The 13,754-nt window shown below is 63.5% G+C and carries 13 protein-coding genes and 1 tRNA gene; 13 read left to right on the top strand and 1 reads right to left on the bottom strand.

Going from position 1 to position 13,754, the window contains the following annotated elements; genetic code table 11:
* The first annotated feature begins 93 nt into the window (after positions 1-93).
* The 3 genes from speB to SB822_RS29895 all read left to right on the top strand — a co-directional run bounded on the left by speB (position 94) and on the right by SB822_RS29895 (position 3,012).
* Positions 94-1,086, top strand: a complete 993-nt coding sequence (gene speB, locus SB822_RS29905; RefSeq protein WP_007580603.1) for an agmatinase — start codon at positions 94-96, stop codon at positions 1,084-1,086.
* Positions 1,087-1,313: 227 nt separating this feature from the next.
* On the top strand, positions 1,314-1,544 hold the full coding sequence (locus tag SB822_RS29900) for a hypothetical protein (protein ID WP_244144497.1): 231 nt from the start codon (positions 1,314-1,316) through the stop codon (positions 1,542-1,544).
* A 4-nt stretch (positions 1,545-1,548) separates the two neighbouring features.
* Positions 1,549-3,012 carry a tetratricopeptide repeat protein gene (locus tag SB822_RS29895; RefSeq protein WP_244144498.1) on the top strand — a complete coding sequence of 488 codons (1,464 nt, stop codon included), beginning with the start codon at positions 1,549-1,551 and terminating at the stop codon, positions 3,010-3,012.
* A 13-nt stretch (positions 3,013-3,025) separates the two neighbouring features.
* Here SB822_RS29895 and cytX read toward each other — a convergent pair whose 3' ends face one another.
* Positions 3,026-4,342 carry a putative hydroxymethylpyrimidine transporter CytX gene (gene cytX, locus SB822_RS29890; RefSeq protein WP_090836110.1) on the bottom strand — a complete coding sequence of 439 codons (1,317 nt, stop codon included), beginning with the start codon at positions 4,340-4,342 and terminating at the stop codon, positions 3,026-3,028.
* 295 nt (positions 4,343-4,637) lie between these two features.
* Here cytX and SB822_RS29885 point away from each other — a divergent pair, with 295 nt between their 5' ends.
* From SB822_RS29885 to SB822_RS29840, 10 genes are all read left to right on the top strand, one after another.
* Positions 4,638-5,948 carry a replication-associated recombination protein A gene (locus SB822_RS29885; RefSeq protein ID WP_090836123.1) on the top strand — a complete coding sequence of 437 codons (1,311 nt, stop codon included), beginning with the start codon at positions 4,638-4,640 and terminating at the stop codon, positions 5,946-5,948.
* Between the two features lie 93 nt (positions 5,949-6,041).
* Positions 6,042-7,340, top strand: a complete 1,299-nt coding sequence (gene serS / locus SB822_RS29880; RefSeq protein ID WP_090836111.1) for a serine--tRNA ligase — start codon at positions 6,042-6,044, stop codon at positions 7,338-7,340.
* 159 nt (positions 7,341-7,499) lie between these two features.
* Positions 7,500-7,590, top strand: a tRNA-Ser gene (locus SB822_RS29875).
* 306 nt (positions 7,591-7,896) lie between these two features.
* A complete protein-coding gene (locus tag SB822_RS29870) occupies positions 7,897-8,127 on the top strand; it encodes a hypothetical protein (protein WP_007740295.1) in 231 nt (76 codons plus the stop codon).
* A 550-nt stretch (positions 8,128-8,677) separates the two neighbouring features.
* Entirely contained in the window at positions 8,678-10,003 is a 1,326-nt protein-coding gene (locus SB822_RS29865; protein WP_090836112.1) for a sensor histidine kinase, read from the top strand.
* The gene (locus tag SB822_RS29860; RefSeq protein WP_090836113.1) at positions 10,000-10,743 is read left to right on the top strand and encodes a response regulator transcription factor; all 744 of its coding nucleotides are present in this window, start codon (positions 10,000-10,002) and stop codon (positions 10,741-10,743) included. The genes SB822_RS29865 and SB822_RS29860 overlap by 4 nt, the downstream gene beginning before the upstream one ends.
* A gap of 62 nt (positions 10,744-10,805) precedes the next feature.
* Complete coding sequence (locus SB822_RS29855; RefSeq protein WP_007580620.1) at positions 10,806-11,192, top strand: response regulator transcription factor; 387 nt, start codon at positions 10,806-10,808, stop codon at positions 11,190-11,192.
* Positions 11,193-11,429: 237 nt separating this feature from the next.
* Positions 11,430-11,909, top strand: a complete 480-nt coding sequence (locus SB822_RS29850) for a glycine zipper family protein (protein ID WP_007580621.1) — start codon at positions 11,430-11,432, stop codon at positions 11,907-11,909.
* Positions 11,910-11,958: 49 nt separating this feature from the next.
* The gene (locus SB822_RS29845; protein WP_103153713.1) at positions 11,959-13,257 is read left to right on the top strand and encodes an efflux RND transporter periplasmic adaptor subunit; all 1,299 of its coding nucleotides are present in this window, start codon (positions 11,959-11,961) and stop codon (positions 13,255-13,257) included.
* Between the two features lie 51 nt (positions 13,258-13,308).
* On the top strand, positions 13,309-13,754 hold a 446-nt coding region (locus SB822_RS29840), incomplete at its 3' end, for an efflux RND transporter permease subunit (protein ID WP_410856247.1).

Below are 13,754 nucleotides of genomic sequence, written 5' to 3'. Positions count from 1 at the left end.
CACAAAAATAAGATATGCCCCGGCGTCGCGCGCTTTGCGGCGGCTGGATTGAACGCTTTATCAAGATGTTGTGCTTTTCATTGGCGAACCACGATGAATACTTCCTCCAATTTCATTTCCCCGGACCTCACTGAGCGGCCGCAGCCGTTGTCGGGCAACGCGATGCCGCGCTGCGGCGGGATCGCCACCATGATGCGGCTGCCGAATGTCGGATCGGCGGAAGGGCTCGACGTGTGCTTCGTCGGCGTGCCGTTCGATCTGGGGACGTCGAACCGCACGGGCGCGCGCTTCGGGCCGCGCCAGATTCGCGCGGAATCGGTGCTGCTGCGCCCGTACAACATGGCGACGCGCGCCGCGCCATTCGATTCGCTGCGCGTGGCCGATATCGGAGACGTTGCGATCAATCCGTATAACCTGCTGGATTCGATCGGCCGGATTGAGCGCGCTTACGACGAAATCCTCCAACACGGCGCGAAACCGATCACGCTGGGCGGCGATCACACGATCGCGCTGCCGATCCTGCGCGCGATTCATCGCAAGTACGGCAAGGTCGGTCTGATTCACGTCGACGCGCACGCGGACGTCAATGACACGATGATGGGCGAGAAGATCGCGCACGGTACGCCGTTCCGTCGCGCGGTCGAAGAGGGCTTGCTGGATTGCGATCGCGTGGTGCAGATCGGTCTGCGCGGTACGGGTTACGCGGCGGAAGATTTCGACTGGTGCCGCGATCAGGGCTTCCAGGTCGTGCAGGCCGAGGCGTGCTGGAATCAGTCGCTGGCGCCGCTGATGTCGCGCGTACGTGAGCAGATGGGCGACGGCCCCGTCTACATCACGTTCGATATCGACGGGATCGATCCTGCTTTCGCGCCGGGCACAGGCACGCCGGAGATCGCGGGTCTGACGGTGCCGCAGGCGCTCGAAATCATTCGCGGCGCGCGCGGCCTGAATATCGTCGGCTGCGATCTGGTGGAAGTCGCGCCGCCGTACGATCCGTTCGGCACGACGGCGCTGCTCGGCGCGAATCTCGCGTATGAACTGCTGTGTGTGCTGCCGGGCGTCGAGTATCGGCCGGCGACGCGGTAAGTCATCCATCTTTCAGGCGCCTGCATGGCGCCGCATACAGCGTGCAGGGGGCGGTTCGCGGAATCGCCCAGAAAACGCCCATAACGTCTGTTATGGGCGTTTTCATTTCTGATCGCCGCGCGTCGCAATTGGGCGTCGCGACGGTAATTTTAAGACTAGTGAGCTAGAGACTGACTGCCCGCAACGGTAGGCTGCAAGGGGTTCTGGCGCGTTTTCAACCAGAATTTTTGGATAAATCGTCAAAAACGCGCGCCCGTGAGTCTTTTATCCCAATCAGTCTCTTGCAGGGTCAAGTTATGTTCGGCGATTTTCAGAATCTCGACGCCACAGTCGATCGCTTTTCAGTCGCAGTCTCGCTGTACGGTAAAGCCGATTTCAACGAAGCGTTGGCGTTGCTCGAACCGCTGTTGAGAGCGCAGTCGGCTGACGCGCAAGTTCTCAATCTGGCCGCCGCATGACTGCTTGTCGCTGGATCGTCTGCATGATGCACAGACCTATTGGCGTCGCGCGATCGCCATCCAGCCGGATTACTGCGATGCGTACAACAACCTCGGCGTCGTGCTCAAGGAATTGGGCCGTGTGGACGAAGCCGAGGCGTGCTATCGCAACGCGCTGACCATCTCGCCGAAGCACGTGGGCGCTTATGTGAACCTCGGGCGGCTCTATGCAGAACTCGGCCGCCTGCACGAGTCAGAATCCGCCTATCTGCACGCGCTCGAACTTCAGCCTGGTGACGGCAATACCTACATGAATCTTGGCGTGCTGTACCAGAATCAGATGCGTCTTCCCGAAGCGGAGGCTGCATACAACAGCGCACTTGCCGCCAATCGGAACGACGTCAACGCACATTTCAACCTCGGCGTCGTGCTCAAGATGCAGCATCGTTTCGTCGAAGCAGAAGCCTCGTACCGCCTGGCGCTCGCGCTTCAGCCTGATTACTTCGAGGTGAAAATCAACCTCGCGCATCTGCTGCTCAACGTGGGACGCCTGGAAGAAGGATGGGCTCTGTTCGAAACCCGCTACGATCCCGCGTGGCCGCAGCGCAAGGTCGCTCCGCCACCCGTCGATTGTCCGATCTGGCAAGGCGAGCCGCTCGCGGGCAAGTCGTTGCTCGTGTGGCCCGAGCAAGGGCACGGTGACAGCCTCCAGTTCTGCCGCTATCTGCCGATGCTCAAGGCGCGTGGGCTTGCGAAGCTGAGCATCGCGTGTTCGCCCGTGCTGCAGAGTGTGTTCGAGACGATCGAAGGCGTGGACGCGTGCATTCCGCTGGACGATGAACATGACATTCCGTCGCACGATTTTGTATGTCTGACGATGAGCCTGCCGCATCGTCTGGGCACGACGCTCGCGACGATTCCGGGCGCGACGCCTTACCTGCGGGTACCGCCGGCGCGTGCGGCGAAATGGAAAGGGCGTTTGCCCGACGGCGAAGTCAAGGTAGGGCTCGTGTGGGCCGGCGATCCGCACCCCGATCAACCGGCTACCAACGCGGTCGACCGTCGCCGTTCTCTAGATGCCCGCGCCTATTTGCCCTTGCTGCGCGTGCCAGGCATCACGTTCATCAGCCTGCAAAAGGGCACGACGACGCAGCCGCAAATCGACACGCTGCCGCCGGAACTGCGTCCGTTCGATCCGATGCACGACGTGCAGGATTTCGCCGACACGGCGGCGATCATCAAGCAACTGGACCTCGTGATTACCGTCGATACGTCGATCGCGCATCTGGCGGGCGCACTGAACAAGCCGACGTGGATTCTGTCGCGCTACGACGGTTGCTGGCGCTGGCTGCATGAGCGTGACGATACGCCGTGGTATCCGCGCACGCGTCTGTTCCATCAGACTCAGCCAGGCGATTGGGAAGAAGTGATAGAGCGCGTGAGGATCGCGCTCGAGCAGTGGCCGGCGTGCGAGCGCACGCCGGCCTGAAGGAGCAACGCGTTTACGCGTAAGCCTGCTTGCGCCCCGACACCAGCGCGAGATAACAGACCGCGCCGATGACCAGCGCGGGCAGCGTCGCGCCGAGATTCGGCAGCCACTGGTTGATCGCCTGATACGCGGCGATGCCGACCGCCCACGCGATGAACGCGCTCACATGCCAGCCGCCCGAGAAGCCGTAGCGGCCTTGCGTATCGGCGAGCGCGGCGGCTTCGATTCGACGCTTGCGCACGATGAAATGATCGACCAGCACCACGCCGAACAGCGGCGCGAACACCGAACCGATCAGCAGCAGGAAGTTCTGGTACTTCGCCATCGGCACGACCAGCGCGATCAACGTGCACAGCGCGCCGAATGCGGCGGACAAAAGCGGCACGCTCGCGCGCGTCCAGAACGTACCCGTCGAGACAGCCGCCGAATGCACGTCGGCGAATGCGTTGTCGATCTCATCGATCAGCACCAGCAGCAGCGCGAGGCCGCCGCCCGCTTGTGCGAGCGCCGTCGTCAGCAGCGCATCGCCGCCCCCCGCCGCCAGGCCATACACCGCGCCGAGCGCGTAGAACCAGATATTCGCAATGCCGTAGCCGAGAATCGTGCCGCGGAACGTCTCGCCCGGCTTGCGGCCGAAGCGCGTGTAATCGGCGATCAGCGGCAGCCACGACAGCGGCATCGCGACAACCAGATCCACTGCGCCGCCGAACGACATCTCGCCATTGCCCGGACGGCGCATCAGCGCGCCGAGATCGTGCTGCGCAAGAACGGCGTAGGTGAGCCACGCGGCGCCCGCGAGCAGCAGCCAGATCCCCCACGAGCGCAGAAAGCGCCGCACGAACGAAAGCGGGCCGCTGATCGCGAGCAGTGTGGCCAGCACGCCGAAAATCAGCGTCCAGACGAGCGGCGCCGAAAAGCCGAACGCCTGTTTCGACAGCGCATCGGCGGAATCTCGCATCACGATCACTTCGAACGATCCCCAGCCGACCAGCTGGATCATGTTCAGCACGGCGGGAATCGACGCGCCGCGCACGCCGAGCGTCGGGCGCAGCGACGACATCGCGGCAAGCCCCGTGTCCGTGCCGATCACGCCCGCGAGCGCGAGCAGCACGACGCCGATCACGCTGCCGATCAGGATCGCCAGCAACGCATGCGGCAGCGACAGGCCCGGCACCAGTAGCGCGCCCGCCTGCGCGACCAGCAGCCCGATGCCGAGCGAAAACCACAGCGCGAATGCGTCGCCCGTCTTGAACGCGCGGCGCGAGTCCGGTACCGGCTTGAGCGGCGCGTAGGTCGAACCGGCCTCGCCGGCGATTGGATCCTGAACCATCGAAATTTTCCTGTCTGTCGTTGTCGTGTCGGCCGTGCGTGCGTTCGGCCTTCTTGTCCGGCTCGTGCGGTACGCGTCTTGCGGACCGCTCATCAGAAACAGCCTATAACGTTTGCCGCGGGCCTCGCCGCGCGGCGGCTGTCATAATGCACAACTCTGCATGCGCCGCAGCCCGCCGGATGACGGTTTCGCGCGGTTGCATGCCGTTCAGGGCCAAGCCGTCGCGCGGCCGGTGCTGCATTCTGTGCATCGTGACGGTTTATACCCGAAAAGCCGAGATTATCCCCAAAACGCCATGTTCGAAGAAACCCGCGCCAATGTTCCGCTCGCCGAGCGCCTGCGGCCCCGCACCATCGACGATGTCATCGGGCAAAAGCATCTGCTCGGCCCGAACAAGCCGCTGCGCGTCGCGTTCGAGTCCGGCGAAGCGCACTCGATGATCCTCTGGGGCCCGCCGGGCGTCGGCAAGACCACGCTCGCGCGGCTGATGGCGGATGCGTTCGACGCACAGTTCATCGCGTTGTCGGCGGTGCTGTCGGGCGTGAAGGACATCCGCGAAGCCGTTGAAACCGCGCAGATACATCGCGCCAACGGCCATCAGACGCTCGTGTTCGTCGACGAAGTACATCGCTTCAACAAGAGCCAGCAAGACGCATTCTTGCCGCACGTCGAGTCGGGACTGTTCGTGTTCGTCGGCGCGACGACGGAAAATCCATCGTTCGAGGTGAATAGCGCGTTGCTGTCGCGGGCGGCCGTCTACGTGCTCAAGGGCCTCGATGCCGACGAGCAGCGCGAGCTGCTTGACCGCGCGCAGAAGGAACTGGGCGGCTACACCTTCACCGACGAAGCGCGCGACGCCTTGATCGGTTCCGCCGACGGCGACGGCCGCAAGCTGCTGAACAATATGGAAATCGTCGCGCGCGCGGCGGCGCGGCAGAAGAAGACGGAACTGGACGGTGAACTGCTCGCCAGCGCGCTGTCGGAAAACCTGCGCCGCTTCGATAAAGGCGGCGACGCGTTCTACGACCAGATTAGCGCCTTGCACAAGTCGGTGCGCGGCAGCAATCCGGACGGCGCGCTGTACTGGTTCTGCCGGATGCTCGACGGCGGCGCCGACGCGCGCTACCTGTCGCGGCGTCTCGTGCGGATGGCGTGGGAAGACATCGGCCTCGCCGATCCACGCGCCGCGCGCATCGCGCTCGACGCCGCCGAAACCTACGAACGCCTCGGCACGCCCGAAGGTGAGCTGGCGCTCGCGCAGGCGGTCATCTATCTGGCTGTCGCGCCGAAGTCGAACGCGGGCTACAACGCGTACAACCAGGCGCGCAGCTTCGTCGGCAAGGACCAGTCGCGCGCCGTGCCCGTCCATCTGCGCAACGCGCCGACGAAACTGATGAAGGAACTCGGCTACGGCCACGAGTACCGCTACGCGCACGACGAACCCGACGCCTATGCCGCGGGCGAAACCTATCTGCCCGACGGCATGCGCGATCCAAACTGGTATCAGCCGACGCCGCGCGGGCTCGAAGGCAAGATCGGCGAAAAGCTGTCGCGTCTTGCCGACCTCGATGCGCAATGGCGCAGCGAGAACCGCAAGAAAAGCTGAGCCGCGCGTTGCGCCTGACCCGACAATGCCGCCGGCCAGCCGCGCCGGTGCGCTAAAATCGCCCATTCACACAACGAACTGTCGCCCCTTCCCATGCTTGACATCCAGCTGCTGCGCAAAGACATCGACGGCGTCGCGAAACGCCTCGCCGATCGCGGCTACACCCTCGACGTCGCGGCTTTCTCCGCGCTCGAAGCCGAACGCCGCGCCATCCAGACCCGTACCGAAGAGCTGCAGGCGAAGCGCAATAGTCTGTCGAAGCAGATCGGCGGGATGAAAGGGCGGGGCGAGGACACGTCGGCGGTGATGGCCGAAGTGGGCGGACTCGGCGACGAGATGAAGGCGTCGGCGGTGCAGCTCGAAGACATCCAGAAGCGTCTGTCCGACCTGCTGCTCGGCGTGCCGAACCTGCCGCACGAAAGCGTTCCCGTCGGCAACGACGAAGCGGGCAATGTGGAAGTGCGCCGTTGGGGCACGCCGCGCCAGTTCGACTTCGAGGTGAAGGATCACGTCGACGTCGGCACGCCGCTCGGCCTCGATTTCGAAACGGGCGCGAAGCTGTCGGGCGCGCGCTTCACGATGTTGCGCGGACAGATCGCGCGTCTGCACCGTGCGCTTGCGCAGTTCATGATCGACACGCACACGCAGCAGCACGGCTATACGGAAATCTACACGCCGTACATCGTCAATCCTGAAATCCTGTTCGGCACGGGCCAGTTGCCCAAGTTCGCCGACGACATGTTCCGTGTCGAAAAGGGCGGTGGCGAAAACATGGTCACGCAGTATCTGATCTCGACGTCGGAAATCTCGCTGACGAACACGGTGCGCGAGAGCATCGTCGATGCAAACGAACTGCCCATCAAGCTCACCGCGCATTCGCCGTGTTTCCGCTCGGAAGCAGGCTCGTACGGCCGCGACACACGCGGCATGATCCGTCAGCATCAGTTCGACAAGGTCGAGATGGTGCAGGTCGTTGCGCCAGACACGTCGTATGACGCGCTCGAGCAGATGGTCACCCACGCGGAGACGATCCTGCAGAAGCTCGAACTGCCGTATCGCGTGATCACGCTGTGCACGGGCGACATGGGCTTTTCGGCGACGAAGACCTATGACCTCGAAGTGTGGTTGCCGGCGCAGAACACGTATCGCGAGATCTCGAGCTGCTCGAACACGGAAGCGTTCCAGGCGCGCCGGATGCAGGCCCGCTTCCGCAACGCGCAGAACAAGCCCGAGCTCGTGCATACGCTCAACGGTTCGGGTTTGGCGGTCGGCCGGACGCTCGTCGCGGTGCTGGAGAACTTCCAGAACGCTGACGGCTCCGTGACGGTGCCGGCGGCGTTGCGTCCGTATCTGGGTGGCATCGAACGCCTCGAAGTGAAGGCGGCGTCCTGAGCGAAGTGGCCGCTTCAGATCGATCCAAGTCCTCTTCAAGTTTCTGCGAAAAAGGGCTTGGAATTAAAAAACAGGTGTTCTATAATCTTTGTCTCACGCAAGCAGCGACCCGCTTAGTGTGACGCGACAAGACCACTTTGTTGGTAAGTCAAAGAATCTGGAAAGGTGGCAGAGTGGTCGAATGCGCCGGACTCGAAATCCGGTGTACAGTTATGCTGTACCGTGGGTTCGAATCCCACCCTTTCCGCCAGATGCAAAGCGAAACAGGCCCTTCGGGGCCTGTTTTCGTTTGTGCGGCTTTTAAAGCGTCGGCATTGCTGACCTCGCCAATACGCGAGGTCGGGCGTCGCAATTTACAATGCATTCGCGTTACACACGCGTCTTCCCGCCTTTTCCGTTTCGTCTTTGCACACGGCGCTTTAGCGCATGTTCTCCCGCACATCGAGTGTCACCCGGGCGTTGCGGGCGTCTGACTATTCTTCGAACGCTTGCGCACAGTTCCATTGGTATGGTTGTTGCGCGATAGGGACCATCTGTCAACAGGATGGAGTCCACGATGACGAAACCCAAGGGAGAAGAGAACACCGAGCCTAGAGATCCGGCCGAAATTCCGCCGAACGAACTCAGCAAGCCGATCGGCGATGCGATCCCCACGCCCGTCGAGCCAGGCCTCGATCAGCCATTGCCCGAAAAGCCAAAGACGGACGATAAGGATCCGGCCGAGCCCATAGGGGACGACGACCCGCCGCCGGGCGTTCCAACGCAAGGCCCGTCCGATTTTGCATGACCTCCAGCCCCCACGTGAGATCCCAAGGGGTCCCAAAGCAGCCCGAGATATTCAGATAAACCTTCGATCATTTCGGGTTGCGCATCAATCCCTGTCATTAAAACGCATGCTTCAATAAGCATTGCCCTACGAAGCCAATGCGATAACTGACGACCGCAAGTAGTTTTTCGTTAAGAACCGCCGTGAACCTTTACTAAGGCTTACTTTCTGCATAGGATGAAGTTGCATTTTTTTCCTCCCATTGGTGCGGAAGAGTGAAGAATCGGCCGCGATAATTGACTAAAAATGATATTAAATATTCGCAGTCCATATGAAGAATCGAGTGGTTTGTCAACGGCGATTTCATTGTCTTTTGTTTGCGGCAGATCATTAAACTCGTCGGTCGACGAGATGCATCACAACAAGACGTTGTCACGGTTTCATGCGTAGAGGCAGAGGCGTCGCGCGCCCGATTCCCGCGCCGTCGCCCGGTTGCGTTGCTAACAACAACGAAGGCGCGCGCACGTGGTCACGGCAGTTCGAGTGCGAACGTCTTGAGGAACGGTAAGCCATGCACATCGCTATTTCTGCTTTGACAGTCGCGGTGGCTGCAATCGTTGTCTGGTGGTCGCTGCACCCGCGCCGCGTCGCGCCGGAACGCGCCGGGGCGTCCGTGCATATGCGCAATGGCGTGTCTGTATCGATGATGCTCAATCGCGTGATGAATCCAATTGCGCGCAGTAAAACCATGCAAGGCGCAAGCGCCTTTTTCACGTTCGCGCACCGACGGCACGGCGCGATGAACGAACTCGCGGATGTAATCGAATGCCTGCCTGTGGCGTCCGTCGTGTTCGACGAACATGGCGTGATCGTCCTCGCCAATGCGCAGGCCGAACGTCTCTTCGACTATCGGCGAGGCGTGCTGGCAGGCGCATGTGTCGGCCTCGTTGCGCCGGCGCTTTCGCACGAGCACCGCGCAGGCACCGCCCATCCGGGCCGCCCGGCCGGAACGCGCAGTCTGCGTGCGCGCCGCCGCGACGGCAGTGAGTTTCCCGCCGAAATCGCCACGAGCGCGATCCGTTATGAAGGGCGCATCGCGACTGTCGCGTTCATCACCGACATGACGGAGCGCTTCGAACTCGAACGCAATCGCCGGGAACTGGCGCACCTGACGCGCATATCGACGATGGGCGAACTCGCCGCATCGCTTGCGCACGAACTGAACCAACCTCTGACGGCGATTCTCAGCAACGGCCAGGCTGCGCAGCGCTTCATGGATCAGTCGCCGATCGACCTTGCCGAAGTGCGCGACATCCTGAAGGACATCGTCGATGACAGCGGCCGCGCGAGCGAAGTGATCCGCCGGATGCGCGCTTTCGTGAAAAAGGAAGAGCAGCAGCAACTGACGAGTCTCGATGTCGGCGGATTGCTGCGCGACGTCGCGCTGCTCGTGCATGGCGACGCCGTCGCGCGGGGCATCCACGTGTCGCACGTGATCGACGATGGCTTGCCGCCCGTGCGCGGCGACAAGGTGCAACTGCAGCAGGTGCTACTCAACCTGCTGCTCAACGCATTCGATGCCGTCAGCGAGTGCAGCTCGTCCGATCGCGCGGTGGCGCTCTTTGCGCGACCGGACAGCGAAGGCGGGGTGCGCATCGCCGTGCGCGACCGTGGACATGGACAGACGGCAGACAAGCTCGAATGCATCTTCATGCCGTTCGTCACGTCGAAGCCGCAAGGCCTGGGCCTCGGGCTGTCGATCAGCCGCTCGATCGTGCAGATCCACGGCGGCCGCCTGTGGGCCGAGAACAATTTCGACCAGGGCATGACGTTCTATGTTGCGCTGCCCGCATCGCGCGATGTGAGCAACGCTGGCGTTGCGCAGGCGGCGTCATGAACGAAGCAGCCGGGCTCGTCTACGTCGTCGACGACGACTCGTCCGTGCGCCGCGCGCTCACGCGGCTCGTCCGCTCGGCGGGTCATGAGGTCGAGGCGTACGGTTCGGCGCGCGAATTCCTCGAGCATGCGTGTGGCGAGCGCACGCCCGCTTGCGTCGTACTCGACGTGCAATTGCCCGATCTGAGCGGACTCGAGTTGCAGCGCGAGCTCGATGCGCGTCTGCCCATCGTCTTTCTGACGGGCTACGGCGACATCGCGATGACGGTCGGCGCAATCAAGGCCGGCGCGACCGATTTCCTCACCAAGCCCGTTCGCGACGACGACCTGTTGGGCGCGATCGACCTGGCGCTCGCGCGTTCCATCGAAGTATCGAAGTCGATCCACGAACTGGAAGAATTGCGCAGCCGTGTCGGACGCCTGACAGTACGCGAGCGCGAAGTGATGAATCTCGTCGTGCTCGGCCGCCTGAACAAGCAGGTGGCCTGCGAACTCGGCACGGTCGAGAAAACCGTCAAGGCGCATCGCGCGCGCGTGATGCAGAAGATGGAAGCCGGTTCGCTCGCAGAGCTGGTGCGCATCGCCGACAAGGTAGCCGTCGCTAACCCCGCCAACCACGCCTACCCGGCGAACCATTTACCCGAGCCGCCGCGCACGGATTCCTCCGCCGATGCGCGCAAGCCAGCCTCCGGCCGGATACGGGACCAAGGTCCAATACCACCGACGCCCACAGTCTCATAGTCTATTGCTGAGACGTCGACGCACCGTTTGCGTGGACGTCTCGGCTCAATAGGCTAATCAGAATGGGCACAGACAAACCATTCGTCGTTGTGGTCGACGACGATGCGTCGGTGAGCAGGGCGATCAGGCGTCTGTTGCGCTCCGTCGGGATTGCGGCCGATACGTACACGAGTGGCGACGAGTTTCTCTACGTGCTGTCGGCCACGCCTTCGTATCGTCCCGACTGCGCGATCCTCGACGTGCAGATGCCCGGCGCCAACGGGATCGAGGTGCAGCGCCGGCTGGCCGGCAGCACCCTGCCCGTTATATTCATCACCGCCCACGACGACGCCGGTGTGCGCGAGGCCGCGCTCGCGGCGGGCGCGAAGGCCTATCTGCGCAAGCCCTTCAACGACGTGCTCTTCATCAGGGCAGTGTGTGCCGTGCTCGGCATCGCTGCGCCGCTATGACGCAGCGGCCGCTTCCCCGACAGAACAGTCCGGCACAGGAGCGAGCCTGTGTGCTTGCGCAAGATCATTGCCCCGAACGGCTTATTGGACCAAGGTCCAATTGTTTTCGACCTGGCCCGATTCCACACTCGACGCATCGGACTCACCAGGCCAGGTGACGCGCATCTGGATTTGTCCGCCGCGCGATGCGCGCAATAAGCGCGACGGACGCAACCGTACCGCTTGGAAAGATTCATGATGAAACGAGCTTTTAGAAAGACGCTGATTTTCGCTACGACGTTGCTGCTGGCAGATGCAGCAGCGGCACAACAACCTATCTTCTATCCCGCCAAAGGCCAGAGCCAGCAGAAGCAGTCTAACGACACGGCGCAGTGCCACAGTTGGGCGACGCAGAACACGGGCGTCAATCCTGCCGCGCTCGCGCAGAACGCTGCGAATCAGCCGCCGCCGCCGGGGCCGTCCGGTCAGCGCCTCGGCGGCGCGGCACGCGGTGCGGCAGGCGGCGCTGCGATCGGTGCGATTGCGGGCGACGCAGGCAAAGGCGCTGCGGCGGGCGCAATCGTGGGCACGATGGCGGGCGGCGCGCGGCAACGCCGTCAGGCTGCCGCTGCTCAGGAACAACAGCAGGCCACGCAACAGCAGGCATCGCAGCAGATGGCTACCTGGAACCGCGCGGTCGCCGCCTGCATGACGGGACGCGGCTATACGGCGCAATGACATGTCGATCGAAGGGAGCCGCGAGATGAATGGTCGATCGTACGTGGGCATGTCCGGGACGGGTCGGGCTGCCGTGCTGCATAGGGGCGGCGCTGCGGCACGTGCGTCACGCTGGCCGCTGGGGGCGGTGCTCGCGTCCGTGCTGTGCCTCACCGCCTGCAAGAAAGCCCCCACCGCCCCCCCACGCCCGGCCGTCGAAGTCACCGTCGTCACGGTGCGGCAGCAGGAAACGCCCGTCGATTTCGAGTTTACCGCGCAGACGCAGAGTTCGCGCGAGGTGGAAATCCGTGCGCGCGTCGACGGCTTTCTCGAGCGGCGCATGTACACGGAAGGCACGCTCGTCAAGGAAGGCCAAGTGCTGTTCGTGATGGACAGGAAGCCCTTCGAGGCCGCGCTGCAGTCCGCCAAAGGCGCGCTCGCGCAGCAGCAGGCACGGTTACTCGTGACGAAGCAGAACCTCGCCCGCGTGATTCCGCTGGCCGCGCAGAACGCGTTGAGCAAGAAGGACCTCGACGACGCCACGGGCAACGAGAAAGCCGCCGAAGCCGCCGTGATCGCCGCGCAGGGCGAGGTGCGTACGGCCGAACTGAACCTGAGCTACTGCACGATCCGCTCGCCGCTCCTGGGGTTATCGAGCTTCGCGCGCGTGCAGGACGGCAGCTATGTGACGCCGAACCAGTCGGGGCTGCTCACCTACGTCTACCAGCTCGACCCGATGTGGGTGAACTTCAGCATCTCCGAGAACGAACTGCTGCGCTACCGCGATCAGGTCGCGAAGGGCCTGCTGCGCTTTCCGCCCGACAACCAGTTCGACGTGACGGTCATCCAGGCCGACGGCTCGGTCTATCCGCAGAAGGGCCGCATCGACTTCACGAACCCCGCATTCAGCCAGGAGACGGGCACCTTCCTCGTGCGCGCCACGTTCGCCAATCCGAAGGGCACGCTCAGGCCCGGCCAGTTCGTGCGCGCGAAGGTCTCGGGTGCGGTGCGGCCCAATGCGGTGCTGGTGCCGCAGCGCGCGGTGCTGCAGGGCGCGAAGAGCCACTTCGTGTGGGTGCTCGACCAGGACTCGAAGCCGCATCAGCGCGTGGTCGACGTCGGTGACTGGCACGGCGACGACTGGTTCGTCAACGAAGGGCTGAAGGCGGGCGAGCGCGTGGTGGTCGATGGTGCGATCCGCGTGTCGTCGGATGCGCAGATCAAGGTGGTGAGTGCGGCGCCAGGCACGCCGGCCACGCCCACCTCTGCGCCGCCTGCGGCGAGCGCCGCCGCAGCGTCCGCGCCCGCCGCCACGCTGGCGCAGACGCAAGCGCCAGCGGGCGGCAGCGCAACGCGCCCGAGCCCATGACCGGCCCGATGACCCGATGACGACCGACGCCATCCGGCGCACCCCGACCCGATGAACATCTCCCACTTCTGCATCGACCGGCCGATCTTCGCGTCGGTCATCTCGATCGTCATCACGCTGGGCGGCGCGCTGTGCATGCTCGCGCTGCCCACCGCGCAGTACCCCGACATCACCCCGCCGCAGATCACGATCTCCGCCACCTACCCGGGCGCGAGCGCCGACGTGGTCGCCAACAACGTCGCCGCGCCGATCGAGCAGCAGGTCAACGGCGCGGACAACATGATCTACATGAGTTCGTCGAGTTCCTCGACGGGCAACCTGACGATCAACGCGTACTTTCAGATCGGCACCAACCCCGAACTCGCCCAGGTCGACGTGCAGAACCGCGTGAACCTCGCGCTGCCGCAACTGCCGCAGTCCGTCACCAACCAGGGCGTGCAGGTGCAGAAGAAGTCGCAGGCGTTCATGATGGTGATCGCGATCTACTCGCCCACCGA

Source organism: Paraburkholderia sp. SIMBA_054, assembly GCF_046534875.1.
GTDB classification, from domain to species: domain Bacteria; phylum Pseudomonadota; class Gammaproteobacteria; order Burkholderiales; family Burkholderiaceae; genus Paraburkholderia; species Paraburkholderia hospita.
Note: the sequence above shows the minus strand (reverse complement) of the source record. Positions and strands in the feature narration are given on the sequence as shown.

What these genes read in the sequence shown, in the direction of transcription:
- speB (WP_007580603.1), top strand. Translation starts at nt 94, where the DNA reads ATGAATACTTCCTCCAATTTCATTTCCCCGGACCTCACTGAGCGGCCG.
- cytX (WP_090836110.1), bottom strand. Translation starts at nt 4,342, where the DNA reads ATGGTTCAGGATCCAATCGCCGGCGAGGCCGGTTCGACCTACGCGCCG.
- SB822_RS29885 (WP_090836123.1), top strand. Translation starts at nt 4,638, where the DNA reads ATGTTCGAAGAAACCCGCGCCAATGTTCCGCTCGCCGAGCGCCTGCGG.
- serS (WP_090836111.1), top strand. Translation starts at nt 6,042, where the DNA reads ATGCTTGACATCCAGCTGCTGCGCAAAGACATCGACGGCGTCGCGAAA.
- SB822_RS29870 (WP_007740295.1), top strand. Translation starts at nt 7,897, where the DNA reads ATGACGAAACCCAAGGGAGAAGAGAACACCGAGCCTAGAGATCCGGCC.
- SB822_RS29865 (WP_090836112.1), top strand. Translation starts at nt 8,678, where the DNA reads ATGCACATCGCTATTTCTGCTTTGACAGTCGCGGTGGCTGCAATCGTT.
- SB822_RS29860 (WP_090836113.1), top strand. Translation starts at nt 10,000, where the DNA reads ATGAACGAAGCAGCCGGGCTCGTCTACGTCGTCGACGACGACTCGTCC.
- SB822_RS29855 (WP_007580620.1), top strand. Translation starts at nt 10,806, where the DNA reads ATGGGCACAGACAAACCATTCGTCGTTGTGGTCGACGACGATGCGTCG.
- SB822_RS29850 (WP_007580621.1), top strand. Translation starts at nt 11,430, where the DNA reads ATGAAACGAGCTTTTAGAAAGACGCTGATTTTCGCTACGACGTTGCTG.
- SB822_RS29845 (WP_103153713.1), top strand. Translation starts at nt 11,959, where the DNA reads ATGTCCGGGACGGGTCGGGCTGCCGTGCTGCATAGGGGCGGCGCTGCG.